At 65.9% G+C, this 26567-nt stretch carries 25 protein-coding genes; 14 read left to right on the top strand and 11 right to left on the bottom strand.

All coding sequences use genetic code 11. The features are described from left to right. Positions 1–23: 23 nt before the first annotated feature. The 6 genes from mmsB to IWX75_RS07965 all read right to left on the bottom strand — a co-directional run bounded on the left by mmsB (position 24) and on the right by IWX75_RS07965 (position 6748). Entirely contained in the window at positions 24–1319 is a 1296-nt protein-coding gene (gene mmsB, locus IWX75_RS07940; protein WP_196821696.1) for a multiple monosaccharide ABC transporter permease, read from the bottom strand. Between the two features lie 24 nt (positions 1320–1343). After that, positions 1344–2882 carry a multiple monosaccharide ABC transporter ATP-binding protein gene (gene mmsA, locus IWX75_RS07945; protein WP_196821807.1) on the bottom strand — a complete coding sequence of 513 codons (1539 nt, stop codon included), beginning with the start codon at positions 2880–2882 and terminating at the stop codon, positions 1344–1346. A gap of 124 nt (positions 2883–3006) precedes the next feature. Further along, a complete protein-coding gene (locus IWX75_RS07950; protein WP_196821697.1) occupies positions 3007–4230 on the bottom strand; it encodes an ROK family transcriptional regulator in 1224 nt (407 codons plus the stop codon). A 32-nt stretch (positions 4231–4262) separates the two neighbouring features. Further along, on the bottom strand, positions 4263–4784 hold the full coding sequence (locus IWX75_RS07955) for a gamma carbonic anhydrase family protein (RefSeq protein ID WP_196821698.1): 522 nt from the start codon (positions 4782–4784) through the stop codon (positions 4263–4265). A gap of 9 nt (positions 4785–4793) precedes the next feature. After that, a complete protein-coding gene (gene purU / locus IWX75_RS07960) occupies positions 4794–5654 on the bottom strand; it encodes a formyltetrahydrofolate deformylase (protein ID WP_196821699.1) in 861 nt (286 codons plus the stop codon). Beyond that, a complete protein-coding gene (locus IWX75_RS07965) occupies positions 5651–6748 on the bottom strand; it encodes an NAD(P)-binding domain-containing protein (RefSeq protein WP_334684179.1) in 1098 nt (365 codons plus the stop codon). Before IWX75_RS07965 ends, purU begins: the two co-directional genes overlap by 4 nt. A gap of 267 nt (positions 6749–7015) precedes the next feature. Between IWX75_RS07965 and glyA the strand changes: the two genes are divergently transcribed. The 7 genes from glyA to IWX75_RS08000 all read left to right on the top strand — a co-directional run bounded on the left by glyA (position 7016) and on the right by IWX75_RS08000 (position 14985). Next, positions 7016–8329 (top strand): serine hydroxymethyltransferase, encoded by a 1314-nt coding sequence (glyA, locus tag IWX75_RS07970; RefSeq protein WP_334684180.1) that lies wholly within the window; start codon positions 7016–7018, stop codon positions 8327–8329. A gap of 142 nt (positions 8330–8471) precedes the next feature. Further along, complete coding sequence (locus tag IWX75_RS07975; protein ID WP_196821700.1) at positions 8472–9356, top strand: bifunctional methylenetetrahydrofolate dehydrogenase/methenyltetrahydrofolate cyclohydrolase; 885 nt, start codon at positions 8472–8474, stop codon at positions 9354–9356. A gap of 84 nt (positions 9357–9440) precedes the next feature. After that, positions 9441–10382 carry an ABC transporter ATP-binding protein gene (locus tag IWX75_RS07980; protein WP_196821701.1) on the top strand — a complete coding sequence of 314 codons (942 nt, stop codon included), beginning with the start codon at positions 9441–9443 and terminating at the stop codon, positions 10380–10382. A 22-nt stretch (positions 10383–10404) separates the two neighbouring features. After that, positions 10405–11295, top strand: coding sequence for an ABC transporter permease (locus IWX75_RS07985; RefSeq protein ID WP_196821702.1), 891 nt, complete (start codon positions 10405–10407; stop codon positions 11293–11295). After that, positions 11292–12125, top strand: coding sequence for an ABC transporter permease (locus tag IWX75_RS07990; RefSeq protein ID WP_196821703.1), 834 nt, complete (start codon positions 11292–11294; stop codon positions 12123–12125). Before IWX75_RS07985 ends, IWX75_RS07990 begins: the two co-directional genes overlap by 4 nt. 23 nt (positions 12126–12148) lie before the next feature. Then, the gene (locus IWX75_RS07995) at positions 12149–14539 is read left to right on the top strand and encodes an ATP-binding cassette domain-containing protein (protein WP_196821704.1); all 2391 of its coding nucleotides are present in this window, start codon (positions 12149–12151) and stop codon (positions 14537–14539) included. A gap of 89 nt (positions 14540–14628) precedes the next feature. Beyond that, entirely contained in the window at positions 14629–14985 is a 357-nt protein-coding gene (locus IWX75_RS08000) for a VOC family protein (protein WP_196821705.1), read from the top strand. Positions 14986–15072: 87 nt separating this feature from the next. Here the strand turns inward: IWX75_RS08000 and IWX75_RS08005 are convergent, their stop codons facing one another. Beyond that, positions 15073–15849 (bottom strand): CHRD domain-containing protein, encoded by a 777-nt coding sequence (locus IWX75_RS08005; RefSeq protein WP_196821706.1) that lies wholly within the window; start codon positions 15847–15849, stop codon positions 15073–15075. Between the two features lie 171 nt (positions 15850–16020). Between IWX75_RS08005 and IWX75_RS08010 the strand changes: the two genes are divergently transcribed. The 5 genes from IWX75_RS08010 (at position 16021) to IWX75_RS08030 (ending at position 20162) form a co-directional block, all read left to right on the top strand. After that, positions 16021–16518, top strand: a complete 498-nt coding sequence (locus IWX75_RS08010; protein WP_196821707.1) for a hypothetical protein — start codon at positions 16021–16023, stop codon at positions 16516–16518. A gap of 68 nt (positions 16519–16586) precedes the next feature. Continuing rightward, positions 16587–17411 (top strand): exodeoxyribonuclease III, encoded by an 825-nt coding sequence (locus IWX75_RS08015; RefSeq protein WP_334684181.1) that lies wholly within the window; start codon positions 16587–16589, stop codon positions 17409–17411. Between the two features lie 3 nt (positions 17412–17414). Beyond that, the gene (gene trpS, locus IWX75_RS08020; RefSeq protein WP_196821708.1) at positions 17415–18503 is read left to right on the top strand and encodes a tryptophan--tRNA ligase; all 1089 of its coding nucleotides are present in this window, start codon (positions 17415–17417) and stop codon (positions 18501–18503) included. 2 nt (positions 18504–18505) lie between these two features. Continuing rightward, complete coding sequence (locus IWX75_RS08025; RefSeq protein ID WP_196821709.1) at positions 18506–19108, top strand: 2'-5' RNA ligase family protein; 603 nt, start codon at positions 18506–18508, stop codon at positions 19106–19108. Further along, the gene (locus IWX75_RS08030; RefSeq protein WP_196821710.1) at positions 19068–20162 is read left to right on the top strand and encodes a YihY/virulence factor BrkB family protein; all 1095 of its coding nucleotides are present in this window, start codon (positions 19068–19070) and stop codon (positions 20160–20162) included. The genes IWX75_RS08025 and IWX75_RS08030 overlap by 41 nt, the downstream gene beginning before the upstream one ends. Positions 20163–20253: 91 nt before the next feature. Here IWX75_RS08030 and IWX75_RS08035 read toward each other — a convergent pair whose 3' ends face one another. From IWX75_RS08035 to sdhC, 4 genes are all read right to left on the bottom strand, one after another. Then, complete coding sequence (locus tag IWX75_RS08035) at positions 20254–21042, bottom strand: succinate dehydrogenase iron-sulfur subunit (RefSeq protein WP_196821711.1); 789 nt, start codon at positions 21040–21042, stop codon at positions 20254–20256. Beyond that, entirely contained in the window at positions 21042–22820 is a 1779-nt protein-coding gene (sdhA, locus tag IWX75_RS08040) for a succinate dehydrogenase flavoprotein subunit (protein WP_196821712.1), read from the bottom strand. The genes IWX75_RS08035 and sdhA overlap by 1 nt, the downstream gene beginning before the upstream one ends. Before the next feature lie 134 nt (positions 22821–22954). After that, complete coding sequence (locus tag IWX75_RS08045) at positions 22955–23419, bottom strand: succinate dehydrogenase hydrophobic membrane anchor subunit (protein WP_196821713.1); 465 nt, start codon at positions 23417–23419, stop codon at positions 22955–22957. Between the two features lie 5 nt (positions 23420–23424). Continuing rightward, complete coding sequence (gene sdhC, locus IWX75_RS08050) at positions 23425–23808, bottom strand: succinate dehydrogenase, cytochrome b556 subunit (protein ID WP_196821714.1); 384 nt, start codon at positions 23806–23808, stop codon at positions 23425–23427. 226 nt (positions 23809–24034) lie between these two features. Between sdhC and IWX75_RS08055 the strand changes: the two genes are divergently transcribed. Then, complete coding sequence (locus tag IWX75_RS08055) at positions 24035–25174, top strand: mannose-1-phosphate guanylyltransferase (RefSeq protein WP_196821715.1); 1140 nt, start codon at positions 24035–24037, stop codon at positions 25172–25174. Positions 25175–25194: 20 nt separating this feature from the next. Further along, complete coding sequence (locus tag IWX75_RS08060) at positions 25195–26397, top strand: amidohydrolase (RefSeq protein ID WP_196821716.1); 1203 nt, start codon at positions 25195–25197, stop codon at positions 26395–26397. The last annotated feature ends 170 nt before the right edge of the window (positions 26398–26567 follow it).

Consider the following 26567-nt stretch of genomic DNA (forward strand, 5'->3'; position numbering starts at 1 on the left):
GGAGGGCACGGGGGCCCATTCGGTCAGGAATTGTGGGTAATGACTTCCTTGGTTCCGACGGCTTGCTCACTGTCGGGGCTTCGGACCTCGCTCGGAGCATCCGGTTTGGAGCGATTTCCGAAGTTCCGAGTGAGAAGACCGGTGATGGACGGCTTCCCCTGGCTCTTGTTGTAGACATCGAAGGCGACGGCGATCAGCAGCACGAGGCCCTTGATGATCTGCGTCATGTCGGCGCCGATTCCCAGTAGCTGCAGGCCGTTGTTGAGCACGGCCATCACGAGGCCGCCGATGATGGACCCCACCACTGTGCCGACGCCGCCGGTGACCGCGGCTCCGCCGATGAAGACGGCGGCGATCGCGTCGAGTTCCCAGCCCACGCCGTCGAAGGGGCCGGAGGCGGTGGAGCGGCCGACGAAGATCATTCCTGCGAGCGAGGCCAGGATGGACATGTTCATCATGACCAGGAAGTTGATGCGCCGGCTCTTGACTCCTGACAGCTCGGCCGCATGGCGGTTCCCGCCCACTGCGTAGACATGGCGGCCTGCGATGGTCTTGTTGGAGATGAACCCGTAGACGATCACGAGGACGCCCAGGATGAGGCCCGGTACCGGGAAGGAGGTGCCCGGGCGGCCGGTGGCGAAGAGGTAGGTGGCGTACAGGATCGCGGCGGAGACCAGCACGATCTTGAGGACGGACACGCCCATCGGCGGAACTTCCGCGCCCACGCGCTCGAGGCGGCGGCGGGTCTTCAGCTCGTTGTAGATGACGAACGCCACCAGGACGAAACCGATCAGCAGGGTGAGGTTGTTGTAGCCGGTGACCGGCCCGACCTCGGGGAGGTACCCGGACCCGATGTACTGGAACTCGGGCGGCACTGGAACGGTGTTCGATTTGCCGACGAACTGGTTGGCGCCGCGGAACAGCAGCATGCCGGCCAGGGTCACGATGAACGCGGGTATGCCCACGTAGGCGACCCAGAAACCCTGCCACGCCCCGATCACGACACCGAGGGCCAGCCCGACGAGGATGCCCAGGTACCAGGGGATGCCCCAGTCCCGGATGGCGATGGCGACCACGATGCCGGCGAACGCCGCGATGGATCCGACCGACAGGTCGATGTGCCCGGCGATGATGACCAGGACCATGCCGATGGCAAGGATGAGGATGTAGGAGTTGCCGTTGAAGAGGTTCATCATGTTCGCGGACGTCAGCGTTTTTCCGCCGGTCTGCCATTGGAAGAAGATGACCAGCGCGATCAGGGCGAAGATCATCCCGAACTGGCGCGTGTTACCGCCGAACAGTTTCTTGAGTGAGTCCATGTCGATTGTCCTTGGGGAGTTCGGTCAGGCGGATTTTCTGCTGGCGGTCATGAGTTTCATGAGGGATTCCTGGTCGGCGTCTCCTCGGGTCAACTCGCCGGTGATCGCTCCCTCGAAGATGGTGTAGATGCGGTCCGAGAGACCAAGCAGTTCGGGGAGCTCGGAGGAGATGACGATGACGCCCTTACCCTGGTCCGCGAGTTTCTGGATGATGCCGTAGATCTCGTATTTGGCGCCGACATCGATTCCGCGGGTGGGTTCGTCGAGGATCAGCAGATCGGGATCGGTGAACATCCATTTCGCCAGCACCACCTTCTGCTGGTTTCCCCCGGACAGTTTCGAGACTCCCTCGTTCACGCTGGGTGTCTTGGTCCTCAGTGACTTCCGGTACTCCTCGGCCACCTTGAATTCCTCGTCCTTGTCTACGACCAGGCCGCGGGTGATCTTCCGCAGATTCGCCGAGACGGTGGTGGACTTGATGTCGTCGAGGAGGTTGAGCCCAAGCGACTTCCGGTCCTCCGTGACATAGGCGAGCCCGGCTTCGATCGCCTGCGGCACGGACTTCAGGGATACTTCCTTGCCGTCCTTGAAGATCTGACCGGACTTGAAGTTGCCGTAGGAGCGGCCGAAGACGGAGCGCGCCAGCTCGGTCCGCCCTGCGCCCATCAGGCCGGCGAAACCGACGATCTCGCCCCGCCTCACCTCGAAGCTCGAGTTCTTGCACACCATCCGGTCCGCGACGGTGGGGTGGCCCACCGTCCAGTTGCGGACTTCGAAGAAGGTTTCCCCGATCTTGGGTGTGTGGTCGGGGAAACGCGATTCCAGGGACCGGCCCACCATGCCGCGGATGATGCGGTCCTCGTCCACGCCGTCGTTCTTCACGTGCAGTGTCTCGATGGATTTGCCGTCGCGGATGATGGTGATCGAATCGGCGATCTGCTCGATCTCGTTGAGCTTGTGGGAAATCATGATGCAGGAGATCCCCTTGGAGCGGAGGCCCGCCATGAGGTCCAGCAGGTGCTGTGAATCGGCTTCGTTGAGTGCGGCCGTGGGCTCGTCGAGGATGAGCAGCTTCACCGACTTGCTGAGCGCCTTGGCGATTTCGACGAGTTGCTGCTTGCCGACGCCGATGTCCTTGATCTTGGTGGTGGGGTCCTCGCTGAGGCCGACGCGGGCCAGGAGCTCGAGGGCGGAGCGGTTCACCTTGTCCCAGTCGATCACGCCGAAACGGGTGGGTTCGTTGCCGAGGAAGATGTTCTCCGCAATCGACAGTTCCGGGATCAGCGCGAGTTCCTGGTGGATGATGACGATCCCGGCTGCCTCGCTGGACCGGATGTCCCGGAACTGCATCTCCTTGCCCTGGAAGACGATCTGCCCCTGGTAGTCCCCGTAGGGGTATAGCCCTGAGAGGACCTTCATGAGGGTCGATTTTCCGGCGCCGTTCTCGCCGCAGATCGCGTGGATCTCGCCGGAGGTCACCTCCAGGGACACCTCGGAGAGGGCTTTGACTCCTGGGAATTCCTTGGTGATCGATCGCATCTCAAGGATGGTGTGGTGGTCCATGGCAGCCTTCCGCGGTGACAGCATCGTCTTGGTGCAGGCCAACTTCGACCCGAAAGAATTGAACACTACTAATTGTCTTGGCGTCAAGGCTTGAACGCAAGGAGCGTCAAACGAGACGGAAAAGTTACAGGGGAGCGAGGGCCCGCGTGGTCAGGTCGGGTTGCGAGAGCACGACGGCGGCACCTCCGAGCGCTTCCGCGCGATCCCCGAGGGACGACATGCGCACCGTCGTGGTTTCGCCGATGATCGGAACGGCATGGCGGCGGAGCCCGCGGCGGATCGGCTGGAGCAGAATTTCGCCGAGCTCGGTCAGCGGCCCGCCCACCACCACCAGTTCGGGATTGATGAGGTTCGCCACATGGGCGACTGCCCGGCCGATGGCGAGGCCGGCGTCGTCGATCACTCGCAGGGTCGCGGTGTCGCCGGTGAGGGCTCTGGTGACGATGTCCTGCGTGCTCACCGTGTCGGTGGTGCCGCGGCTGAGCAGCTCGATCATGGTGGACGTCGATGCGACGGTTTCGAGGCACCCCCGGTTCCCGCAGCGGCACACGAGGCCGTGCTCGCTGATGGTGGTGTGGCCGAGCTCGCCCGTGATGCCCACGTTGCCGTAGAACAACGCACCGTTGAGGACGAGGCCGGCACCGATCCCGGAACCGATCTTCATGAACATGAGGTTGTCCACCGAGCTGTGGGGGCCCCACGCCACCTGGGCAAGGGCTCCGAGATTGGCGTCGTTGTCCACGAACACGGGGACTTGAAGCCGCTCGCCGAACGTTTCCCGGATGTTGATGCCCACCCACTCGGGCAGGATGGCCCCCTGAACCACGGTTCCGGTCCGACGGTCGATCGGGCCGGGGATCCCGATGCCGGCACCGAGTAGCGCCGCGCGGTCGAGCCGCCCCCGGTCCAGGAGTTTCCCCAGCAGATCCGCTGCTGCCTCGACGCCCTGGGCGGCGCTATGGCCGAGGGGTAGCGGCGTCGATTCCTCCTGGAGCACCCGGTAGTCGAGCCCGGCGAGTACCACCCGGATGTGACGACGGCCGATGTCGATGCCGGCTGCCACCGAGCCGTTGTCGTTGAGGATGACCGACAGGGCACGGCGCCCCGAACTCGTGGTCGGCATCGTACTGACCAATCCGCCGAGGGCCATGATCTTCACGATGTTGGAGACCGTTGCGGTGGAGAGCCCTGTCTGGCGGGCGAGTTCCGCCTGGGTCTGGGGTCCGCTGCTGACGAGTGCCCGGATGATCCGCTGCTGGTTCTGTTCGCGAAGTGCCGGTTGTGAACCCGGCCTTGACGGCAGGCCGCCAAAGGGGTACCTCGCCGGCGAGGTGGCATCTACGGGCATGTACTAAAGGGTGCCCCAAGCCACCGTTGTAGTCAAGAAGTTAACGCATCCCGGTGCTTCCCCGCGGTGATGAGGTACCTTGCGGCGTTGTCCTTCACCCCGGCGACCTCGTCGTCCGTGAGTTCGCGGCGGACCTTCGCCGGCACTCCGGCCACCAGTGAGCGCGGCGGCACGATCGTCCCCTCGAGGACGAGGGCTCCCGCCGCGACCAGCGAGTTCTTCCCGATCACGGCTCCGTTCATGACGGTGGCGCTCATGCCGATCAGGCACTCGTCCTCGATGGTGCAGCCGTGCACCACCGCCGTATGCCCCACGCTCACGCCGCGGCCGATCATCGCAGGAAAACCGGGGTCGGCGTGCACCACCACGTTGTCCTGGAGATTGCTGCCTTCGCCGATGCGGATGGGGGAGGTGTCCGCGCGGATGGTCACTCCGTAGAAGGCGCTCGAGCCGGGCTCGAGGACGACATCGCCGATGATGGAGGCGGTGGGAGCCACGAATGCTGAGTCGGAGATGCGCGGTGTCTTGCCATTGATCGGAATCACGTATGCCATGGCGCCAGCCTAGTTGAAAACGATGGTCCTGGTTCCGTCGAGCAGCACGCGGTGCTCGGCATGCCATTGCACGGCCTGCACAAGGGCGCGGCCCTCGAGCTCCCGCCCGATCTCCGCAAGCTGGCCGGCGGTGCGGCCGTGGTCCACGCGGGTGACTTCCTGCTCGATGATGGGTCCCTCGTCGAGGGCCCCGGTGACGTAGTGCGCCGTGGCGCCGATCAGCTTGACCCCCCGGGTGTGCGCCTGGTGGTACGGGCGGGCGCCCTTGAAGGAGGGAAGGAAGGAGTGGTGGATGTTGATGGCACGGCCCCGGAGGTCGCTGCACAGTTCGTCGCTGAGGATCTGCATGTACCGCGCAAGGACCACGAGCTCGATGGAGTGTTCTCCGATGAGCGCCCTCAGGGCTTCCTCGGCGGCGTCCTTGGTGGAAGCGGTGACCGGGATGTGGTGGAACTCGATCCCGTAGAAGGCAGCGAGTCCGGCGAGGTCCGGATGGTTGGACACGATGACGGGGATATCGATCGGCAGGGTGCCCGACCTGTGCTGGAACAAAAGGTCGTTGAGGCAGTGCGCAGCCTTCGACACCAGGATCAGGGTGCGGGTCCGGGCTCCCTCGGCAGCAAGCGAGAACTCCATCCCGAATTCCTCCGCCACGGCCGTGAGGTGGCCGCGCAGCACCGCTTCGTCGGCGTTCGTCACGAAGGCGACCCTCAGGAAGAAGGTGCCGGTATCCGGGCTTCCGTACTGCTGCGATTCGGTGATGTTGGCGCCGGCTGCCACCAGTGCCCCTGATACGCCGTGGACGATTCCGGGCCGGTCGGGGCATGAGAGGGTGAGCGAATACGAGCGGGTTTCAACGGGAGATGTCACAGCGCAAGGTTACCCGCGCCGACCGGCAGCCGGGATCCGGCAATTCCGCCCATGGCAGCCAGCGCCGCGGCCCGGCCCGCGCGCGTGGCCCCGAGGGTGGACGCCGAGGCGCCGTACCCCACCAGGAACAGGCGCGGCTCCCGGAGCACTTTCACACCGTCCATGCGGATGCCGCCGCCGGGCTCCCGCAGCCGGAGTGGGGCAAGGTGGTCGAGCGCCGCACGGAATCCGGTGGCCCACAGCACGACGTCGGCCTCCTCGGCGCTGCCGTCCGCAAAAATAACGCCCCGCTCGGTGAGGCGCTGCAGCGGGCCGCGCGAGGAGAGGACCCCGGCGTCGATCCCCGCCTGGTACCGGGGTGTCAGTGGGAGGCCGGTCGCCGAGACGACGCTCGACGGCGGAAGGCCGGCCCTCGTGCGTGTATTCACTTCCGCCTCGACGGTGCGGCCCCACTCGGGGTCGAACGCACGCCGCGTGAAGCGGGGCGGTGTTCTGGTGGACCACAGGGTGTCCGCTCCGGCCTCCGCCAACTGGAGCAGGAACTGGACCGCCGAGGTGCCGCCGCCCACCACGAGGACACGACGCCCCGAAAAGTGTCCGGCCGAACGGAAGTCCCTCGTATGGAGTTGTTGCCCGGTGAACGTCTCCCGCCCGGGGTAGGTCGGCCAGTAGGGGCGCGTCCATGTGCCGGTTGCGCTGATGACGGCATCCGCCTGCCAGGAACGGCCGTCACGGACCGTGACCTCCAGCCCGCCGTCCACCCGCCGCACGCCCGAGGCCTGTGCCGGTCGAAGGACCGGAATGTCGAAGTGGTCCTCGAATCGGGCGTAGTAGCGGCTCACCACGCTGGAGGCGGGCTCCTGCGGGTCCGGTGTGCCGAGCGGCATGCCCGGGAGGTCGTGCAGGGCGTGTGCGGCATCGAAAGTGAGTGAGGGCCAACGGTGGCGCCAGGCACCGCCTGGGCCCTCGTTGGAGTCGAGCACCACGAAGTCCTGGTGCGGCACGAGGTTCTTCCGCAGCAGGGAGTAGGCGCTGCTCAGGCCGGCCTGGCCTGCGCCGATCACGACTACCCGTGCCTTTCGTCGTTCCTCCACCGCGGTTCTTCCTCGATTCCCTGACGTGTGCCCCGGCTCCGTGCCTGGCGTTCTGCCACTTCCGATTGAACCTCCTCGGCCGCCGCGCTATTCCGACGCACGCCGCGTCACCGCCCGTCATGCCGGGGTTCCCAGTGGCGGCAGGGGTTGCCCTGCGGCTAGCATGAGAGGCGCCGGATCCGGCTCGAGGCGAACAGCCGACGCCGGATGTGCTCGGTATTGCGGACGGCTGACCGACGCTCGCGACTCCCACAGAAGGATCAATACGTGACCACTTCGCCCTTATCGACACCCGCACTGAACCGGGTGACCGATTCAGTGACCAATGCGCCACTGGCCGAGGTGGATCCCGAGATCGCGGCAGTGCTCCGGGATGAGCTGGCCCGCCAGCGCGACACCCTGGAGATGATCGCCTCGGAGAACTTCGCTCCCCGCGCGGTCCTCGAGGCCCAGGGGTCCGTGCTCACCAATAAGTACGCGGAGGGCTACCCGGGACGCCGCTACTACGGCGGCTGCGAGCACGTCGATGTCGCGGAGAACCTCGCGATCGAGCGCGTGAAGTCCCTTTTCGGCGCCGAGTTCGCCAACGTCCAGCCCCATTCCGGTGCGCAGGCCAACGCCGCGGCGCTCTCCGCCATGATTCAGCCCGGCGACAAGATCATGGGCCTCTCGCTGGCGCACGGCGGCCACCTGACGCACGGCATGAAGCTGAATTTCTCGGGCAAGCTCTACGAGGTTGCTGCCTACGGTGTCGAGGAGGACACCCACCGGCTCGACATGGAGCGCGTGCGTGAGCAGGCGCTGAGGGAGAAGCCGCAGGTTCTCATCGCCGGCTGGTCCGCCTATCCGCGTCAGCTGGACTTCGCCGCGTTCCGGTCCATCGCCGATGAGGTGGGCGCACTCCTGTGGACCGACATGGCCCACTTCGCGGGCCTGGTCGCTGCCGGTGTGCACCCCAACCCGGTTCCGTACTCCGATGTCGTCACCTCGACCGTGCACAAGACCCTCGCCGGTCCGCGGTCCGGCGTCATCCTGGCGAAGAAGGAGTGGGCCAGGAAGATCAACTCCAATGTGTTCCCCGGCCAGCAGGGCGGCCCCCTCATGCACGTGATCGCGGGCAAGGCGACAGCGTTCAGGATCGCCGGTTCGCCTGAATTCAAGGAGCGCCAGGACCGCGTCCTCGAGGGCGCCAGGATCATCGCGGAGCGCCTTACCGCGTCCGACGTCGCAGAGCACGGCGTCTCGGTGCTGACCGGCGGTACCGACGTGCACCTCGTGCTTGTCGACCTGCGGAACTCGGTCCTCGACGGCCAGCAGGCAGAGGATCTCCTCCACTCGGTCGGAATCACCGTCAACCGCAACGCCGTCCCGTTCGATCCACGCCCGCCGATGGTCACCTCGGGGCTGCGCATCGGAACGCCGGCACTGGCCACCCGCGGTTTCGGGGCGGCCGAGTTCACGGAGGTGGGGGACATCATCGCGGGCGCCCTGATTCCGGCGGCCGACATCGAAGCACTCCGCGCAAGGGTGACCGCCCTCACGGTGGACTTCCCGTTGTACCCGGGCCAGGAGGAATGGTAGACGACGTTCCGGCAGGCGCGCCGGCCTCGCGGGCGGCGGCATCGACTGCATATGACATCCCCGCCTCGGAGTGTTGCTTCACCGGCTGCTGCGAGCGCGGGAAAGCCTTCCTTCTCGAACAACTTGAAACCGGAGACCACCCATGAGCACCACCACCGCACGCATCCTCGACGGTAAAGCCACAGCAGGCCGAATCCGGGAAGAGCTTGCCGAGAGGGTCGGTGCACTCAAGGCGCGAGGCATCACGCCGGGACTTGGAACGGTCCTCGTGGGGGACGATCCCGGAAGCCACTCGTACGTGGCTGGAAAGCACCGCGACTGTGCCCAGGTGGGCATCACCTCGGTACGGCGGGACCTGCCCGCCACCATCTCGCAGGAAGAGCTTGAAGCGGTCATCGACGAGCTGAACGCCGACCCCGCCACCACCGGCTACATCGTGCAGCTCCCCCTGCCCGCGCACCTCGACACCAATGCCATCCTGGCGCGCATCGACCCCGACAAGGACGCCGACGGCCTCCACCCCACCAACCTCGGCAAGCTCGTGCTCAACGTCAACGCACCGATGGACTCGCCGTTGCCCTGCACCCCGCACGGAATCGTTGAACTGCTGCTGCGCCACGACGTCGCACTCAAGGGTTTGAACGTCCTCGTGGTGGGCCGGGGCGTGACGGTGGGTCGCCCGCTCGGCCTGCTGCTCACGCGGAAGGCCATCAATGCCACGGTGACGCTCGCCCACACCGGAACGGCGGACCTCGCCGACCATCTCGGTCGGGCCGACGTCGTGATCGCGGCCGCGGGTATTCCGCACATGATCAAGGCAGCTCAGCTGAAGCCGGGCGTGATCGTGCTCGACGTCGGCGTCAGCCGGGTCGAGGATCCGGCCACGGGCAAGGCGGCGCTGACGGGTGACGTCGAACCTGCTGCGGGGGAGGTAGCCGGCTGGCTGTCCCCGAATCCCGGCGGCGTGGGGCCCATGACGAGGGCGATGCTCCTGGCCAATGTGGTGGAGGCAGCCGAACGTCAGTAGCATCCCTGCGGGCCGCGCAGCGACACGACGGGACCAGACTCCCATTGGCTAGTCCCAATCGCACGAGTGGCCTAGGCTGGGCGGGTGCCACACAACATCCTCGAACAACCGGTCATCTCCGCCCGGGACCTCAGCAAGCACTACGGCGAATTCCGGGCGGTGGACGGAATCTCCTTCGAGGTTCCCGCGGGGGAGTCGTTCGGGCTCCTCGGCCCCAACGGCGCGGGGAAGTCCACCACGATGCGCATGATCGGCGGCGTCTCCCAACGGACCTCGGGGAGCCTGGCGATTATGGGGCTGGACCCCGAGCAGCACGGACCCGAGGTGCGTGCGCACCTCGGAGTCGTGCCGCAGCAGGACAACCTCGACGAGGAACTGCGGGTCCGTGACAACCTGATCGTCTACGGCCGTTACTTCGGCCTCCCGCTGAGCTACCTCAAGCCGAAGGCCGACGAGCTCCTCGAATTCGCCCAGCTGACCGACAAGGCCTCCGCCAAGGTGGATTCGCTCTCCGGTGGCATGAAGCGCCGGCTCACGATCGCCCGTTCGCTGATCAACGAGCCGAAGATCCTGCTGCTCGATGAACCGACCACCGGGCTCGATCCGCAGGCGCGGCACATCCTGTGGGACCGGCTGTTCCGGCTCAAGGAATCCGGTGTCACACTCATCCTCACCACCCACTACATGGACGAGGCGGAACAGCTGTGCGACCGCCTCGTGGTGGTGGACAAGGGCCGCATCATGGCCGAGGGCTCCCCGGCGAGGCTCATCAAGGAGCACTCGACGCGTGAGGTGCTCGAGCTGCGCTTCGGCTCGGAGCGCAACACCACGGTGGCCGCGGAGCTCGGAGGCATCGGGAAGCGGCTCGAGGTGCTGCCGGACCGCATCCTGATCTATGCGCACGACGGCGAAGCCGCACTCGAGGAGGTCACCTCCCGCGGGCTGCGCCCCGTGACCTCGCTGGTTCGGCGTTCCTCCCTCGAGGACGTGTTCCTCCGGCTGACGGGCAGGACTCTCGTTGAGTAGGGAGCCTTCGAACAGGAATTCGGTGAGTGGAAATCGGCCATGGGAGGGATCAGCCGGTTCGACGACGGCGACCACCTCCCCGGGCGCACCGGCCCTCCGCGCCCATGCGCCCGCTGTTTCCGCCGTGCGTGCCCGGAAGTTCGGTTCCTGGTACTACGCCGAACACGTGCTGCGATCGATGAACAGCTACCGCTGGACCCTGCTTGCCTCGAGCGTCGGCACTCCGGTGATGTATCTGTTCGCCATGGGTGTGGGCCTCGCGACCCTGGTCGACCGACAGGCCGGGGAGGCCTTCGGCGGCGTGGGATATCTCGCCTTCCTCGCTCCGGCACTGCTGGCCTCGGCAACGATCATGACCGCAGCCACCGAGTTCACCTACCCCGTCATGGACGGATTCAAGTGGCGCCGCGTGTACTACGGACCGCATGCCTCGCCACTCGGCACGCACCAGATCGTCAACGGGCACATCCTCGCCGTCGGCCTGCGGCTACTGCTGACCACCGCCATCTACTTCGCGATCGTCGCGGCCTTCGGCGCCTCGCCGTCGCCCTGGGGTTGGGCGGCCATTCCGGTGGCCGTGCTGTGCGGGCTGTCCTTCGGCCTGCCGCTCATGGCATACGCGGCGAGCGTCGAGGAGGACAAGGGGCAGTTCGCCCTGGTGATGCGGTTCATCGTGATGCCGCTGTTCCTCTTCTCGGGAACCTTCTTCCCGCTTGACACGCTTCCGGTCTTCCTCCGGTGGATCGGCTGGATCTCCCCGCTGTGGCACGGCACGGAGCTGGGGCGGACCCTGACCTACGGGTATGCCCAGCCGCTGGGACTCGTTCTGGTCCATGTGCTCTACCTGATCGTGCTGGCGTTCCTCGGATGGCGCCTGGCGCAGAGGACCTATGCGCGGAGGCTGGGCAAATGACCGACCAGTTGTCAGCGGAGGACTACCGGGTGACGCCGGTGAACCGCCCCTTCAGCGGATTGTATGCAAGGAACGCGCGAGCCGTGATCTCGCGTGGGCTGCTCGCGACGCGAAGCAGCAACTGGCTGATCATGGTGTCCGGCTTCTTCGAGCCGGTGCTCTACCTGGTCTCGATGGGCGTGGGGCTGGGAGCGCTGGTGGGAACCGTCGTCGGGCCCGGAGGGCAGGAAATCAGCTATGCGGCCTATATCGCGCCCGCGCTGCTGGCTGTCTCGGCGATGAACGGCGCCGTCTATGACAGCACCTGGAACGTCTTCTTCAAGATGAACTTCGCGAAGCTGTACCAGGGCATGCTCTACACCTCGCTCGGGCCGCTGGACGTTGCCATCGGTGAAATCTTCCTGGCACTGCTTCGCGGTGCGATGTATGCCACGGGCTTCACCGCCGTGATGGGGCTGATGGGCCTCATCACCACACCCTGGGCGCTACTCATGGTTCCCGCAGCCGTGCTGGTCGCTTTCGGGTTCGCTTCCTTCGGCATGGGAATCACGAGCTTTCTGAAGACCTTCCAGCAGATGGAGTGGATCAACTTCGTCATGCTGCCGATGTTCCTGTTCTCGGCCACGTTCTACCCGCTGAGCGTGTACCCCCAGATGATCCAGTGGTTCATCCAGGCGCTGCCGCTATGGCACGGGGTTGAACTCCTGCGCCAGCTCAGCGTTGGAATCTTCACCCCGGCAACCCTGATCCATGTGGCCTACTTCCTGGGCATGATCGCGTTCGGTATGTTCCTCACCACCGTCCGGCTGCGGAAGCTCTTCCTCCGGTAGGACGCCCAACAGATGGAGATCCGATGAGCATGGCCCCGCGCACGGACCGGCAGCCGCCTGCACCGCATACTGCCGACAGCCACGATGTGCTCCGTGTGGTCGGTGCACGTGAGAACAACCTGAAGGACGTGCACCTGGAGATCCCGAAGCGCCGGTTGACTGTGTTCACCGGTGTCTCCGGTTCGGGCAAGAGTTCGCTGGTGTTCGGCACGATCGCCGCGGAGTCGCAACGGATGATCAACGAGACCTACAGTGCCTTCGTGCAGGGTTTCATGCCGACGCTGGCGCGGCCGGACGTGGATGTACTGGAAGGCCTGACGACGGCGATCATCGTCGACCAGGAGCGGATGGGCGCGAATCCCCGCTCCACGGTGGGCACCGCCACCGACGCCCATGCGATGCTGCGTATTCTCTTCAGCAGGCTCGGGCAGCCGCACATCGGGCCCCCCACCGCGTTCTCCTTCAACGTCCCGACGCGCAAGGCGAGCGGAGTGATGAGCACCGAGAAGGGCGGCAGGGTCGAGAAGAGCGTCGTGCAGAACGCGGTCTACCTCGGCGGCATGTGTCCGCGATGCGAGGGGATGGGGTCGGTCTCCGATGTCGACCTGTCCGCGTTGTACGACGACAGCAAATCGCTCGGTGAGGGAGCGCTCACGATCCCCGGCTACAGCATGGACGGCTGGTACGGCCGTATCTTCAGCGGCGCCGGCTTCAAGATGGACAAGCCGATCGCGAAGTTCACCAAGAAGGAGTTGCAGGACCTGCTCTACAAGGAGCCGACCAAGATCAAGGTCGAGGGCATCAACCTCACCTACGAGGGCCTGATCCCGAAGATCCAGAAGTCGATGCTGTCCAAGGACGTCGACGCGATGCAGCCCCACATCCGGGCCTTCGTGGAACGCGCCATCACGTTTCAGGCCTGCCCGGAGTGCGAGGGCACGCGGCTCAGCCGGGAAGCCAGGTCCTCGAGGATTCGGGGCAGGAACATCGCCGACCTGTGCGGAATGCAGCTCAGCGACCTGGCCGAATGGGTACGCGCACTCCGGGAGCCGTCGGTCGCGCCGCTCCTGGAAGGCCTGCAGCACCTCCTCGACTCCTTCGCCGGAATCGGGCTGGGCTACCTCTCCCTCGACCGGCCGTCGGGAACCCTGTCCGGTGGAGAGGCACAGCGCACCAAAATGATCCGCCACCTCGGCTCGTCGCTCACCGACGTCACCTACGTCTTCGATGAGCCCACGATCGGCCTGCACCCCCACGACATCGAGCGGATGAACAACCTCCTGCTGCAGCTGCGGGACAAGGGCAACACCGTGCTCGTCGTGGAACACAAACCCGAGACCATCGCGATCGCCGACCACGTCGTCGACCTCGGCCCAGGAGCGGGCACGGCGGGTGGAACCGTCTGCTTCGAAGGTACCGTGGAGGGGCTGCAGGCGAGTGACACCACCACCGGCCGCCACCTCGACGACCGGGCGGCGTTCAAGGACTCCGTGCGTTCGCCCGCCGGCACATTGGAGGTCCGCGGGGCGACAGCGCACAACCTCCAAGACGTTGACGTCGACATCCCGCTCGGAGTGCTCTGCGTGCTTACCGGCGTCGCCGGCTCCGGAAAGAGCTCGCTGATCCAGGGGTCGGTCGCCGGCCGCGACGGCGTGGTGGTGGTCGACCAGGGCGCGATCCGCGGTTCGCGCCGGAGCAATCCGGCGACCTACACCGGACTGCTCGACCCCATCCGCAAGGCGTTCGCCAAGGCCAACGGCGTGAAACCGGCACTCTTCAGCTCCAACTCCGAGGGAGCCTGCCCCGCCTGCAACGGCGCCGGCGTCATCTACACCGAGCTGGGCGTCATGGACACCGTCGAATCCACCTGCGAGGAGTGCGAGGGCAAGCGGTTCCAGGCGTCGGTGCTCGAGTACACGCTGGGAGCCAGGAACATCGCCGAGGTGCTTGCGATGTCGGTGGCCGAAGCGGAGGGGTTCTTCGGTGACGGCGCGGCGCCCGCACCGGCTGCACACAAGGTCCTCGGCCGGCTCGCCGACGTCGGGCTCGGCTACCTCAGTCTCGGCCAGCCGCTCACCACACTGTCCGGCGGCGAGCGGCAGCGGCTCAAGCTCGCCACCCAGATGGCGGAGAAGGGCGACATCTATGTCCTCGACGAACCGACCACCGGACTGCACCTCGCCGACGTCGAGCAGCTGCTCGGGCTGCTGGACAGGCTCGTCGACTCCGGAAAGTCGGTTCTCGTGATCGAGCATCACCAGGCGGTGATGGCCTCCGCCGACTGGATCATCGACCTCGGCCCCGGCGCGGGCAACGACGGCGGGCGAATCGTCTTCGAAGGCACCCCCGCCGACCTCGCCGCCGCCCGCGCCACTCTCACCGGCAAGCACCTCGCAGCCTACGTAGGCACCTGACCGGGGCGCCGTGCACTTCAATCAGGGCGTGCAGGACGCTGGCAGGAAGCACGGTGGCGGGAAGGTGAGGTCCGCACCATACTGGGAGGATGATCGGATTCGTTTCTTCCACTGTCTTCGACTGCGCCGATGCCGACCGCCTGGCCACCTTCTACGAGGCGGTGCTCGGCATGACGAGGGTGGAGGACAATCCGGACTGGATCACCATCCGCACGCCTCCGGACGGACCGGCGCTGGCCTTCCAGCGCGTCGAGGATTACACGCCGCCCCGGTGGCCGGGCCAGGTCGTGCCCCAGCAGGTGCACCTGGACATCCGCGTGGACAGCCTAGATGTCGCCGAGAAGAAGGTCCTAGCCCTCGGCGCCGTCAGCCTCGACGCGGGAACCGATACGTTCCGGGTCTACCTTGACCCCGCCGGGCACCCGTTCTGTCTTGTGCTCGACTGAGTACTGCTCAAGAAGAAACCGGCCGGCGCCGGGGCGGGAAAGCCCCGGCGTCGGCCGGTTCACCTAGCTGTCAGTTACTGACGGGGATCAGACGTCGGCGCTACGACGGCGTACGACGTAGGTTCCGCCGGCTGCTGCCGCAAGGAGGAGTCCGCCACCGAGGGCGAGCATGGCGGTGTTGGATCCGGTTTCCTGGGCGACGCCGGTGTCGGCTCCGCCGGCAGGCATGTCACCCATCTGGGACTCGACGAGGGTTCCACACAGTGCCGGTGAGGTGGCACCGAGGGGGAGTGAGGGCTCCAGGTCGCTGGGTGCGCTGAAGGCCTCTGCAGTGCCGGTGGCCGTGGCGGGGTCCAGGCCGTGGACGACGACGACGGCGGTGCCGGCGGCGAGAGCCTTCTGGGTGGCCTCATCGAGGGTGATCGTGCGGTCGATGGTGTAGCTGCCACCCTGGCCGCCGAGGGCGAGGTTCAGGCCCTCGGCCGGGGTCGTTGCACCGGAGGTGGTCAGTGTGGTGAGGATTCCACCGTAGGAGGCAGCACCGTCGGTGGTGCTGAGGATTCCGTCGCCGTTGGCGTCATCAGCGGGGGTCGGGCAGGTGCCCTGCGCTCCGCCGTGGATGTGCTGGACGTGGGGGTACGGTGCGTCCATGAAGGTCTCGGCGAGACCGGAAACCTGCAGCTTGACCTTGGCCTGGTCGCCGGTGACGTCCAGGGTGATCGTTCCGGAGCCGGTGGTGCCGTTGAGCTGGCCCAGGGTCGAGGAGTAGGTTCCGTCATGGGCGGCCATGGCGGGTGCGCCGGCCATAGCGACAGTGCTGAGGGCCAGGGCTGGTACTGCGAGGAAGCGCATCTTCTTGTTCATCGGGAATCCCTCCATAGTGCGAATGGTGCGCGCTGCGGGTGCGCGCGTACCGGTACTTCGGCGTGACCGCTGTCACGGATGGGTGGATGGGAGAATTCTTTTATTTCCCTGACCGTTCGCCTGCGGTGGACGGCTACACGGATTGTGCCTGTTGTTTGGGAGACTGGGGGAATGCAGTCATTGGGAAGCACCGGGCGGCCGGCGGGCCGGGGAATCAGTATGCGAATGGGCAGTGCCGGTATGGCGGTCATGCTGGTGGTGTTCCTGGTCGCCGTCGTCTTCGCAGCGAACGAGAACGACGTCGTCGGATGGCTGGTGGTGATCATCTCGCTCGGCTGGCTGCTCGTGTTCAGTTTCGTGGTGTTCAGCCTCCGCTCAGCCGCCCGGCGGGCAGCCGTGAAGATCAACGAGGCCCACCGTTCCGGCATGGGTACCGCTGGAGGGCAGGATGCCCGGGTGTTCGACGAAGCCACCCTCGTGCGGGACAAGAAGCTCGACCACAGTTTCAAGATCGTCCAGGTCCAGGTGGGTGTGGTCCGCGAATACCTCGGCAGCGATGAGGTCATGGTGGAACGCGCCCTGGAGACCATCGAGATCACCTCCCATAACGCCCGGTCCATGATGAAGGGGAACGACGACGGTCCGGTGGAGGGCACGGTCATCGATTGACCCCGGCCGCTGCGGCGCACATGCCGTCCAACAGCGATCACCGGAGGCCGCGGGGTAAGGTTGATCAGGTGAGTCTCGCTTCCGATACCTTCGAAAAACCCCTGCGGGTCGCGTCCGTGAACGTCAACGGAATACGCGCCGCCTACAAGCGGGGCATGCAGGATTGGCTCCTCGACAGGGACGTGGACGTCCTCTGCCTCCAGGAGGTGAGGGCACCCGACGCGGTGGTCAGTGCGCTGCTGGGCGATACCTGGCACGTGGTGCACGCCGAGGCAGAAGCCAAGGGACGGGCAGGGGTGGCGATAGCATCCCGGCTGCCGTTCTCCGCAACCCGGGTGGGGATCGCCGATGACTACTTCGCGACGGCGGGCCGCTGGGTCGAAGCCGACTTCACCGTCAAGGGGAGCACCCTGACGGTCGCCAGCGCCTACGTCCATTCGGGCGACGTCGGTACGCCGAAACAGGACGACAAGTACCGTTTCCTCGACGCGATGAGCGCGCGCCTCCAGACGCTGCGCAATTCCTCGGACCACGCCCTCGTGGTCGGAGACCTGAATGTGGGGCACACCGTCCGCGACATCCGGAACTGGAAGGGAAACCTGAAAAGCGCGGGCTTCCTTCCGGAGGAACGGAAGTACTTCGACTCCTTCTTCTCGCCGGAGGGAGGCTACGTCGATGTCCACCGGAACCTCTCGGGTGACGTCGATGGTCCCTACACCTGGTGGTCCTGGCGCGGAAAGGCCTTCGACAACGACGTCGGCTGGCGGATCGACTACCACCTTGCGACCCAGCGCCTTTCCGACGCCGCAGTGAACGCGGTGGTGGACCGGGCGGCGAGCTGGGACACCCGCTTCTCCGACCACGCGCCGCTCGTCGTCGACTATTCGATCTAGGGAATGGAACTCAGCCATATGGTCCTCCCCGCACCCCCTGCCCGGGCGCGCATCCTCTCCGGGATGCAGCCGTCCGCCGGCTCGCTCCACCTCGGCAACTACCTCGGCGCACTGGTCCACTGGGTCCGCATGCAGGAGGACTATGACGCCGTCTTCTTCATTCCGGATCTGCACGCGATCACTGTTCCCCAGGATCCGGTGGAGCTCGCAGCACGCACCCGCAGCACCGCCGCCCAGTACATCGCGGGGGGAGTCGACGTCGAGAAGGCGACTCTGTTCGTGCAGTCCCACGTTCCGGAGCACGCCCAGCTCGCCTGGGTGCTGAACTGCATCACGGGCTTCGGCGAGGCATCACGCATGACGCAGTTCAAGGACAAGGCCTCGAAGCAGGGCGCCGACAGTGCCAGCGTGGGGCTCTACACCTACCCCATTCTCCAGGCAGCGGATATCCTGCTGTACCAGCCCGAGGGGGTGCCTGTGGGGGAGGACCAGCGCCAGCATGTCGAGCTGAGCCGCGACCTGGCCCAGCGCTTCAACACCCGCTTCGGGCAGGCATTCACCGTGCCGAAGCCGTTCATCCAGAAGGAATCAGCGAAGATCTACGACCTGCAGAATCCGACGTCGAAGATGTCGAAGTCGGCGTCGTCGCCTGCCGGGCTGATCAACCTCCTCGACGACCCGAAGGTGACGGCGAAGCGCATCCGGTCCGCGGTCACCGACGCCGGCACGAGCATTCGGTTCGATGCCGCCGAGAAACCGGGCATCTCCAACCTGCTCACCATTTTCTCGGGCCTCTCCGGCCGCAGCATTGCCGAACTGGAAGCCGACTACGAGGGCCGGATGTACGGCCATCTGAAGGTGGACCTGGCCGATGTCGTCGTCGAGGCCCTCGGTCCGGTGCGGATGCGTGCCCAGGAGCTGCTGTCCGACCCCGCGGAGCTCGACCGGCTGCTGGCCAAGGGCGCGGCAAAGGCCCGTGGGATCGCATCGGCAACACTCGCCGACGTGTACGCGAAGGTCGGGTTCCTCCCCGTTGCCGGAACTGTTGCCCGATCTGCTGCCGGAATCACCTCCGGCGCGGGAGTGCCCTAGCGATGTGCGCCTCCACCTACCAACCGCTCGACTCGTCGGCCGACGCAGAATCGGAACAGCGGCCCGATCTGAGCTGCGTGGGGATCACCATCCCGATTCCGCAACCGCTCGCCACCGAGCTGGAGAAGTGGAGGGCCTCCTTCGGTGATCCGATGGCCGTCCTGGTGCCGCCCCACATCACGCTGATCACCACGACGCCCGCCATGGACTGGCAGGGCACGATGGAGCATGTGCGTGCGGTGGCGAAGGCGCAGAGCACTTTCACCGTCACGCTGAAGAGCACAGGGTCCTTCCGTCCCGTGTCGCCCGTGGTCTTCCTCAAGGTGGACCAGGGATTCGAGGAGTGCGTCGGACTCCACGAGAAACTGCAGGCCGGCCCGTTGGAACGAACCCTGGATTTCCCGTTCCACCCCCATGTCACCGTGGCCCACGACGTCAGTGACGCCGGAATGGACGCCGCCGTGGAGGAACTGGAGTCCTTCGAGGCGTCGTTCCAGGTCCGTAGTATGGGGCTGTACGAGCACCAACCGTCCGGCTCGTGGAAGCTAAGGGAAGAGCTGAACTTTGGCGAAGACACTGAAGGTAGCGAAACCTCCGGTAGTTGAACAGCCCTCGCCGACCGACCGCCACGAGCTGAACCGGAAGGTCCTCGAAGCACGCCAGAACCTCGGGCGGCTTCGACGGGAGGGCGCGGGTCGCGGTTCCCGCGGCGTCGCCGGGCTCCTCGTCGTCCTGGCGCGGCTCTTCGCCCTGAAGCCGGTGCGTGTGCTGCTGCTGTACACGCGGAACAGGGGTCCGCTTCTGGCCGCAGGGGTCGCGTACCGGATGTTCTTCGCCATCGGCGCGCTGCTCGTGGTCGGTTTCTCGACTCTGGGCCTCGTGATCTCCGGGAACACCGAGCTCCAGCAACTCATCGTCGACACCGTCGATTCGACCACTCCAGGGCTGATCAGGACCGAGGACGGCCCGGGCGGTCTGGTCAGCCCAGAAGACCTGTTCGGCGCCACGAACGGCTACGGGCTGGCACTGGTGGTGTCCACCACGGTGATGGTCTTCACCTCGCTCGGCTGGATTTCCGGAGTGCGGCAGGGCATGAGGAGCATCTTCGGGCTGGAGCCGGTGTGGTTCCACCCGATCCTCGTCCGGGTGAAGGACGCCGGGATCCTTCTGGTCCTGGGAGTCGTACTCGTCATCACGACCGGCGTGGGCGTGGTCGTGAACACGGTGCTCGACGTCGTGCTCGAGTGGCTGGGTCTCACCGAGGCGGCCCGCCCCCTCACACAGCTCGCCGGCTTCGTGGTGATGATCCTGCTCGATACGGCCGTCGCAGCGATCCTCCTCCATTCCGCGTCCCGGATCGACATGCCGGGCGGCGTCCTTCTCCGGGGGGCGTTGCTCGCCGGAGGGGGAAGCACCATCCTGCGCACGTTCAGCACGCAACTGCTGGGCAGCGGGGTGGAACGGAACCCGTTGCTCCTGCCCTTCGCCGTGATCCTCGGCTTGTTCATCTGGTTCTTCCTCCTCAGCCAGATCTACCTCATCGCTGCGGCGTGGTGCGCGGTAGGTGCCGCCGATGCTGCCGCGGATGCCGAGCGCAGTACCGCCGAAGCCAAGGCGGGAACCCTGCGCCAGCAGAGCAGGCGCGCGGCCCGCAAATGACGGCGGGACGGACGCGCCAATGAAAGAAGGAGGTAGTCCACCTGGCGTGGACTACCTCCTTCCGGCTACTCCGACAACGGGAGCCGGTCCTCTAGACCTTGCGGGTCAGGATGGCCTGCTTAACTTCCGAAATGGCCTTCGTCACCTGGATGCCGCGCGGGCAGGCTTCCGAGCAGTTGAAGGTGGTGCGGCACCGCCACACACCCTCCTTGTCATTGAGGATCTCGAGCCGCATGTCACCAGCGTCGTCGCGCGAGTCGAAGATGAAACGGTGCGCGTTGACGATCGCCGCCGGGCCGAAGTACTGGCCGTCGGTCCAGAAGACCGGGCACGACGACGTACACGCCGCGCACAGGATGCACTTGGTGGTGTCGTCATAACGCTCCCGCTCCTCGGCGGACTGCAGCCGCTCGGCGCTGGGCTCGTGGCCCTTGCTGATCAGGAACGGCATAATCTCCCGGTAGGACTGGAAGAACGGCTCCATGTCCACGATCAGGTCCTTCTCCACGGGAAGACCCTTGATAGGCTCCACGAGGATGGGCTTGGAGGTGTCGAGGTCCTTCAGGAGTGTCTTGCACGCCAGGCGGTTGCGGCCGTTGATGCGCATGGCATCGGACCCGCACACACCGTGAGCACAGGAGCGGCGGAACGAGACGGAACCATCGAACTCCCACTTGACCCTGTGCAGGGCGTCGAGCACCCGATCGGTGCCGTACATGGTCAGCTTCCACTCGTCCCAGTGGGCGTCATCCGACACCTCGGGGTTGTAGCGGCGTACTTTCAGGGTGATGTCGAAGGTAGGGATTTCCCCACCGCCGCCCACGCCCGGGGCCAGCTCGACCTTCGAGGCCGGCTCTTTCTCAACGGTTTCGGTGCTCATTAGTACTTACGCTCCATGGGCTGGTATCGGGTGAAGACCACCGGTTTGGTCTCAAGGCGCACGCCGCTGGTTCTCACTGCGCTCGGGTCCTTGTAGGCCATGGAATGGGTCATGAAGTTCTCGTCGTCGCGTTCCGGATAGTCCTCGCGGAAGTGGCCTCCGCGGGATTCCTTACGGTGCAGGGCAGCCGCCGTCATGACTTTCGCCATATCGAGCAGGAAGCCGAGCTCCACAGCTTCGAGGAGATCCAGGTTGAAGCGCTTGCCTTTGTCCTGGACGGAAATGCGGGTGTAGCGCTCCTCGAGGCCATCGATCACTGCAAGGGCTTCGAGGAGGGTCTCTTCGGTGCGGAACACCTGGACGTTGGCGTCCATGATGTCCTGGAGTTCCTTGCGGATCAGCGCCACGCGCTCACCGCCTTCGGAACTGCGCGCGGTGTTCAGCAGCGCCTCGGTGTCGGCGAGCGGGTTGTCAGGAATCTCCACGAAGTCGGCGGTCTGCGCGTACTCGGCGGCAGCCAGGCCCGCACGCTTCCCGAACACGTTGATGTCGAGCAGCGAGTTGGTGCCGAGACGATTGGATCCGTGGACCGACACGCAGGCCACCTCGCCGGCGGCGTAGAGGCCCGGCACCACGGTGTTGTTGTCCGAGAGCACTTCGGCCCTCACGTTCGTCGGAATGCCGCCCATCGCGTAGTGAGCGGTAGGGAAGACCGGTACAGGCTCGGTGTAGGGCTCCACACCGAGGTAGGTGCGTGCGAACTCAGTGATGTCGGGAAGCTTCGCGTCGATATGCGCGGGCTCGAGGTGGGTCAGGTCAAGCAGGACGTAGTCCTTGTTGGGGCCCGCCCCACGTCCCTCGCGTACCTCGTTCGCCATCGACCGGGCCACGATGTCGCGGGGAGCCAGGTCCTTGATGGTCGGTGCGTAGCGCTCCATGAACCGTTCGCCCTCGGAGTTGCGGAGGATTGCTCCCTCTCCGCGGGCTGCCTCGGAGAGAAGGATGCCGAGGCCGGCAAGGCCGGTCGGGTGGAACTGGAAGAACTCCATGTCCTCGAGGGGGATGCCGCGCCGGAAGGCGATGCCCATACCGTCCCCGGTCAGAGTGTGCGCATTCGAGGTGGTCTTGTAGACCTTGCCGACGCCGCCGGACGCGAACACCACCGACTTGGCCTGGAAGATGTGGAGTTCACCGGTGGCCAGGTCGTAGGACACGACGCCGGCAACGCGTTTCGCGATGCGCGTGACGCCGTCGACCGTCTCCTCCTGGTCCACCATCAGGAGGTCGAGTACGTAGTACTCGTTGTAGAACTCGACGTTGTGCTTGACGCAGTTCTGGTAGAGCGTCTGGAGGATCATGTGGCCGGTGCGGTCGGCCGCGTAGCAGGAGCGGCGGACCGGTGCCTTGCCGTGGTCGCGTGTGTGCCCGCCGAAACGCCGCTGGTCGATCCGGCCCTCGGGAGTGCGGTTGAAGGGGAGTCCCATCTTCTCGAGATCGAGGACGGCTTCGATGGCTTCCTTCGCCATGATCTCAGCAGCATCCTGGTCCACCAGATAGTCGCCGCCCTTGACGGTGTCGAACGTGTGCCATTCCCAGTTGTCTTCCTCGACATTGGCGAGGGCGGCGCACATTCCGCCCTGTGCGGCGCCCGTGTGGGACCGCGTCGGGTAAAGCTTGGTCAGTACCGCCGTTCGCGCGCGCTGACCGGATTCGATCGCTGCGCGCATGCCGGCGCCGCCGGCGCCTACGATGACGACGTCGTACTTGTGGACCTGCATGCTGGTCGCTCTTTCTGTTGAAGACAAAGTCGGGGAAAGCCTGGGAGGGAAGGGACCGGTTTGACGGCGAGGTGCCGCGGGTGCGCCCGCGGAACCAGGGTCACCGGGCCCGCGGCCATCGAGAGGGTGCTCGCCTAGGAGGGGCAGTACTCCGCAACATGGGCGACGCCGTCGATCACGGGGCAGGGATCGAAGGTGAAGATCACCAGGGTGCCGAGGACGACGATCACGACGGTCGATGCGTACAGGACCGACTTCAGCACCATGCGCGTGGAGTTCTTCTCCGCGTAGTCGTTGATGATCACCCGGACACCGTTGGTGCCGTGGAGCATTGCGAGCCACAGCATCGTGAGGTCCCAGATCTGCCAGATCGGGTCCGCCCACTTGCCGGCGACGAAACCGAAATCGACCTGGTTGATGCCGTCCCCGGCGACCATGCTGGTCCAGAGGTGGACGAAGATCAGGACCACGAGGATGGCGCCGGAGAGGCGCATGAAGAGCCACGCGATCATCTCGAAGTTGCCCCGGGAGGAACCGGTCCGGGAGTACTCGGGAGCGATCCTGCCTGAGCGGGGGCTTTCAATGATGGGAACGGCCACGGCTTCTAACCTCCGAATACGTGCGAGAGATGGCGGATCGAGAACGCGATCATGGTGACGGCCCACAGGCCGACGACGCCCCACAGCATCTGGCGGTGGTAGCGGGGCCCCTGCTTCCAGAAGTCCACGGCGATGATCCGGAGCCCGTTGAAGGCGTGGAACACGATCGCCGCGACCAGGCCGAGCTCGCCGAGTCCCATGAGGGGGTTCTTGTAGGAAGCAATAATCGCGTCATACGCTTCGGGTGAGACACGCACCAGGGATGTATCCAGGACGTGCACGAGGAGAAAAAAGAAAATCACTACCCCGGTGATGCGGTGCGCCACCCAGGACCACTGGCCTTCGCGGCCGCGGTAGAGGGTGCCTGCTGGTGTCAGTGTCTTCGACATTGAAATAACCTCCCTGCGACGCAGCGGCGTTAGCATGTCGTCCACGCAGGGATGACGCCGGTGCGAGAGCACTCTATAAGATAAGGATAATCTAGGCCGACGGTCGCCCGCGTTCAATTTAGGCCCTCCTACACTGTGATGTTGTTTACATTGCGACGGCTGCATGCAGCCGTCTTCCATCCGGTGTCTGGAGCCGCGTTTGAAGTCGTGCGTTAACGTGGAAGTGATGACTACTGAGAGGGCTGCTGCCCAAGACTCCGACAGCGTGCTCAACCGGTTCTACGGCGTGATACCCGCGGGGGGTACCGGTACGAGGCTCTGGCCGCTCTCGCGCGCCGCGGCCCCGAAGTTCCTCCACGACCTCACGGGTTCCGGAAGTACGCTGATCCGCGCCACCTACGACCGCCTCCGCCCCCTGTGCGGCGGGCGGACCATGGTGGTGACCGGTATCGCGCACCGGCGCGCAGTGCTCAAGCAGCTGCCGGAGATCGAAGATCGGGACCTGGTGCTCGAGAGCGAGCCGAAGGACTCCGCTGCGGCGATCGGCCTCGCGGCGGCCATCCTGCACCAGCGGGACCCGGACACCATCATGGGGTCTTTCGCCGCGGACCAGGTGATCACACCGGTCGAGGTCTTCCAGGAGGCGGTGCGTGAAGCAATCCATACCGCGGCGCAGGGCTACATCGTGACCATCGGCATCGAACCGACCCACCCGTCCACCGGCTTCGGCTATATCCGCGCCGGCGCCGCACTCGACGTACCGGGTGCCCCCAGCGCGCACGCCGTCATCGAGTTCGTCGAGAAGCCTTCCGAGGAGGTTGCCCTCGGTTACCTCGAAAGCGGAAGCTACAGCTGGAACGCGGGAATGTTCGTGGCTCCCGTGGCACTGATGCTGAAGCACCTGGAGGCGAATGAGCCGGTGCTCTACGAGGGACTCACCGAGATCGCGGCCGCCTGGGACACCCCGCGGCGCGTGGAGGTGGCCCGCCGGGTCTGGCCCGGTCTCCCGAAGATCGCGATCGACTACGCTGTGGCGGAACCGGCGGCGGCCGCAGGCGATGTCGCCATGATCCCTGGTGCCTTCAGCTGGGACGACGTCGGCGATTTCGCGGCGATCGGGCGGTTGAACCCGGCTACCGAGAATCGGGAGCTCACGGTGATGGGGGAGGGCGCGAGGGTGTTCTCGGAGAACGCCTCGGGCATCGTGGTGTCGGACACCAAACGGGTCATCGCGCTGATCGGCATCAAGGACGTCGTCATCGTGGACACACCGGATGCACTGCTGGTCACCACCAAGGAGCACGCCCAGGAAGTCAAGAAGGCGGTGGAGCACCTGCGGGCCAGCGGCGACACCGACGTCCTGTAGCGCGCCGGTAGGCTGTAGCGGTGCAGACTACTCGCTCCGACGGAGCCGTCCCCCCAGTCGGCGTGTGGCTTGCGCCGGTGCTCGAGGAACTGATCAGCTTCCGCCGGGATCTCCACGAGCACCCGGAGCTCTCCTATGAGGAGCACCGGACCACCGACCGCCTGGTGGAGCGCCTCGAGCAGGCAGGACTGACGCCGAAGAGGCTGGAGAACACAGGGCTCTACGTCGATATCGGCGACGGTCCGTTGCGGATCGGGCTGCGGGCCGACATCGACGCCCTGCCGATCATCGAGGAGACGGGCCTGCCCTACAGCTCGGCCACGACCGGGGTGGCCCACTCCTGCGGCCACGACATCCACGCCACGGTCATGCTGGGTGTGGCGCTGGTCCTCGCCTCGATGCACGAGGAGGCTCCCCTCGCCGGATCGGTCCGCGTGATCTTCCAGCCCGCCGAGGAGATGATGCCGGGCGGCGCCCTCGACGTCATCGCCCAGGGCATCCTGAACGACGTCCCCCGCATCCTCGCACTGCACTGCGACCCCCGCATCGACGCAGGCCAGGTGGGCACCCGGATCGGAGCCATCACCTCCGCCTCCGACACCGTGCGTGTCGAACTGGCCGGCCGCGGCGGGCACACCTCCCGACCACACCTCACCGAGGATCTCGTGTTCGCGCTCGCCACCATCGCCGTCAACGTGCCTGCCGTCCTTTCGCGGCGCATCGATGTACGCAGCGCCGTGTCGGTGGTGTGGGGCCAGATCCACGCGGGATCCGCGCCGAACGCCATCCCCGCACACGGCTTCCTGTCGGGAACACTCCGCTGCCTCGATGGAGAAGCGTGGGAATCGGCGGGTGAACTGCTGGACAGCGCAGTGCGGCAGGTCGCAGCACCCTTCGGCGTCGAAGTGAAGCTCGAGCACATCCGCGGAGTGCCTCCGGTGGTGAACTCCGAGGCCGAGACCGGCCTGCTCGAGGCCGCGGCGCGCGCCGAACTGGGCGACGACGCCGTCGTGCTGACTCCGCAGTCCATGGGCGGCGAGGACTTCGCCTGGATGACCCAGGAAGTGCCCGGCGCCATGATGAGGCTCGGGACCCGCTCGCCCGGCGGGGAGACCTTCGATCTCCACCGGGGTGACTACGCACCCGACGAGCGTGCCATCGGCTACGGGGTGCGGGTGATGGCTGCCGCGGCCCTCCGTGCGGTGCTCGGTCTGCGCCACTGAATCCCGTCAGCCCCGGTCCGTGGATTGATAACGAATCCCGAACGATCGGCGGGAGGTCGGCGCGTTCCGTTAGTGTTCCACCTCACCTGCCCCTAGAGTATTCGCATACGCGCTGCACCGACGGTGTCGCAAGCGCCACAACCGGTTTTCGTGAAAACAGAGCTTCCAGT

Source organism: Arthrobacter sp. CAN_A6, assembly GCF_015751715.1.
Classification (GTDB): Bacteria; Actinomycetota; Actinomycetes; order Actinomycetales; family Micrococcaceae; genus Arthrobacter_D.

What these genes read in the sequence shown, in the direction of transcription:
- mmsA (WP_196821807.1), bottom strand. Translation starts at nt 2,882, where the DNA reads ATGGACCACCACACCATCCTTGAGATGCGATCGATCACCAAGGAATTC.
- IWX75_RS08010 (WP_196821707.1), top strand. Translation starts at nt 16,021, where the DNA reads ATGCAGTCATTGGGAAGCACCGGGCGGCCGGCGGGCCGGGGAATCAGT.
- IWX75_RS08005 (WP_196821706.1), bottom strand. Translation starts at nt 15,849, where the DNA reads ATGAACAAGAAGATGCGCTTCCTCGCAGTACCAGCCCTGGCCCTCAGC.
- IWX75_RS07950 (WP_196821697.1), bottom strand. Translation starts at nt 4,230, where the DNA reads ATGCCCGTAGATGCCACCTCGCCGGCGAGGTACCCCTTTGGCGGCCTG.
- IWX75_RS07955 (WP_196821698.1), bottom strand. Translation starts at nt 4,784, where the DNA reads ATGGCATACGTGATTCCGATCAATGGCAAGACACCGCGCATCTCCGAC.
- mmsB (WP_196821696.1), bottom strand. Translation starts at nt 1,319, where the DNA reads ATGGACTCACTCAAGAAACTGTTCGGCGGTAACACGCGCCAGTTCGGG.
- IWX75_RS07995 (WP_196821704.1), top strand. Translation starts at nt 12,149, where the DNA reads ATGAGCATGGCCCCGCGCACGGACCGGCAGCCGCCTGCACCGCATACT.
- IWX75_RS08000 (WP_196821705.1), top strand. Translation starts at nt 14,629, where the DNA reads ATGATCGGATTCGTTTCTTCCACTGTCTTCGACTGCGCCGATGCCGAC.
- IWX75_RS08055 (WP_196821715.1), top strand. Translation starts at nt 24,035, where the DNA reads ATGACTACTGAGAGGGCTGCTGCCCAAGACTCCGACAGCGTGCTCAAC.
- sdhA (WP_196821712.1), bottom strand. Translation starts at nt 22,820, where the DNA reads ATGCAGGTCCACAAGTACGACGTCGTCATCGTAGGCGCCGGCGGCGCC.
- IWX75_RS07990 (WP_196821703.1), top strand. Translation starts at nt 11,292, where the DNA reads ATGACCGACCAGTTGTCAGCGGAGGACTACCGGGTGACGCCGGTGAAC.
- IWX75_RS07975 (WP_196821700.1), top strand. Translation starts at nt 8,472, where the DNA reads ATGAGCACCACCACCGCACGCATCCTCGACGGTAAAGCCACAGCAGGC.
- IWX75_RS08025 (WP_196821709.1), top strand. Translation starts at nt 18,506, where the DNA reads ATGTGCGCCTCCACCTACCAACCGCTCGACTCGTCGGCCGACGCAGAA.
- IWX75_RS08035 (WP_196821711.1), bottom strand. Translation starts at nt 21,042, where the DNA reads ATGAGCACCGAAACCGTTGAGAAAGAGCCGGCCTCGAAGGTCGAGCTG.
- trpS (WP_196821708.1), top strand. Translation starts at nt 17,415, where the DNA reads ATGGAACTCAGCCATATGGTCCTCCCCGCACCCCCTGCCCGGGCGCGC.
- sdhC (WP_196821714.1), bottom strand. Translation starts at nt 23,808, where the DNA reads ATGTCGAAGACACTGACACCAGCAGGCACCCTCTACCGCGGCCGCGAA.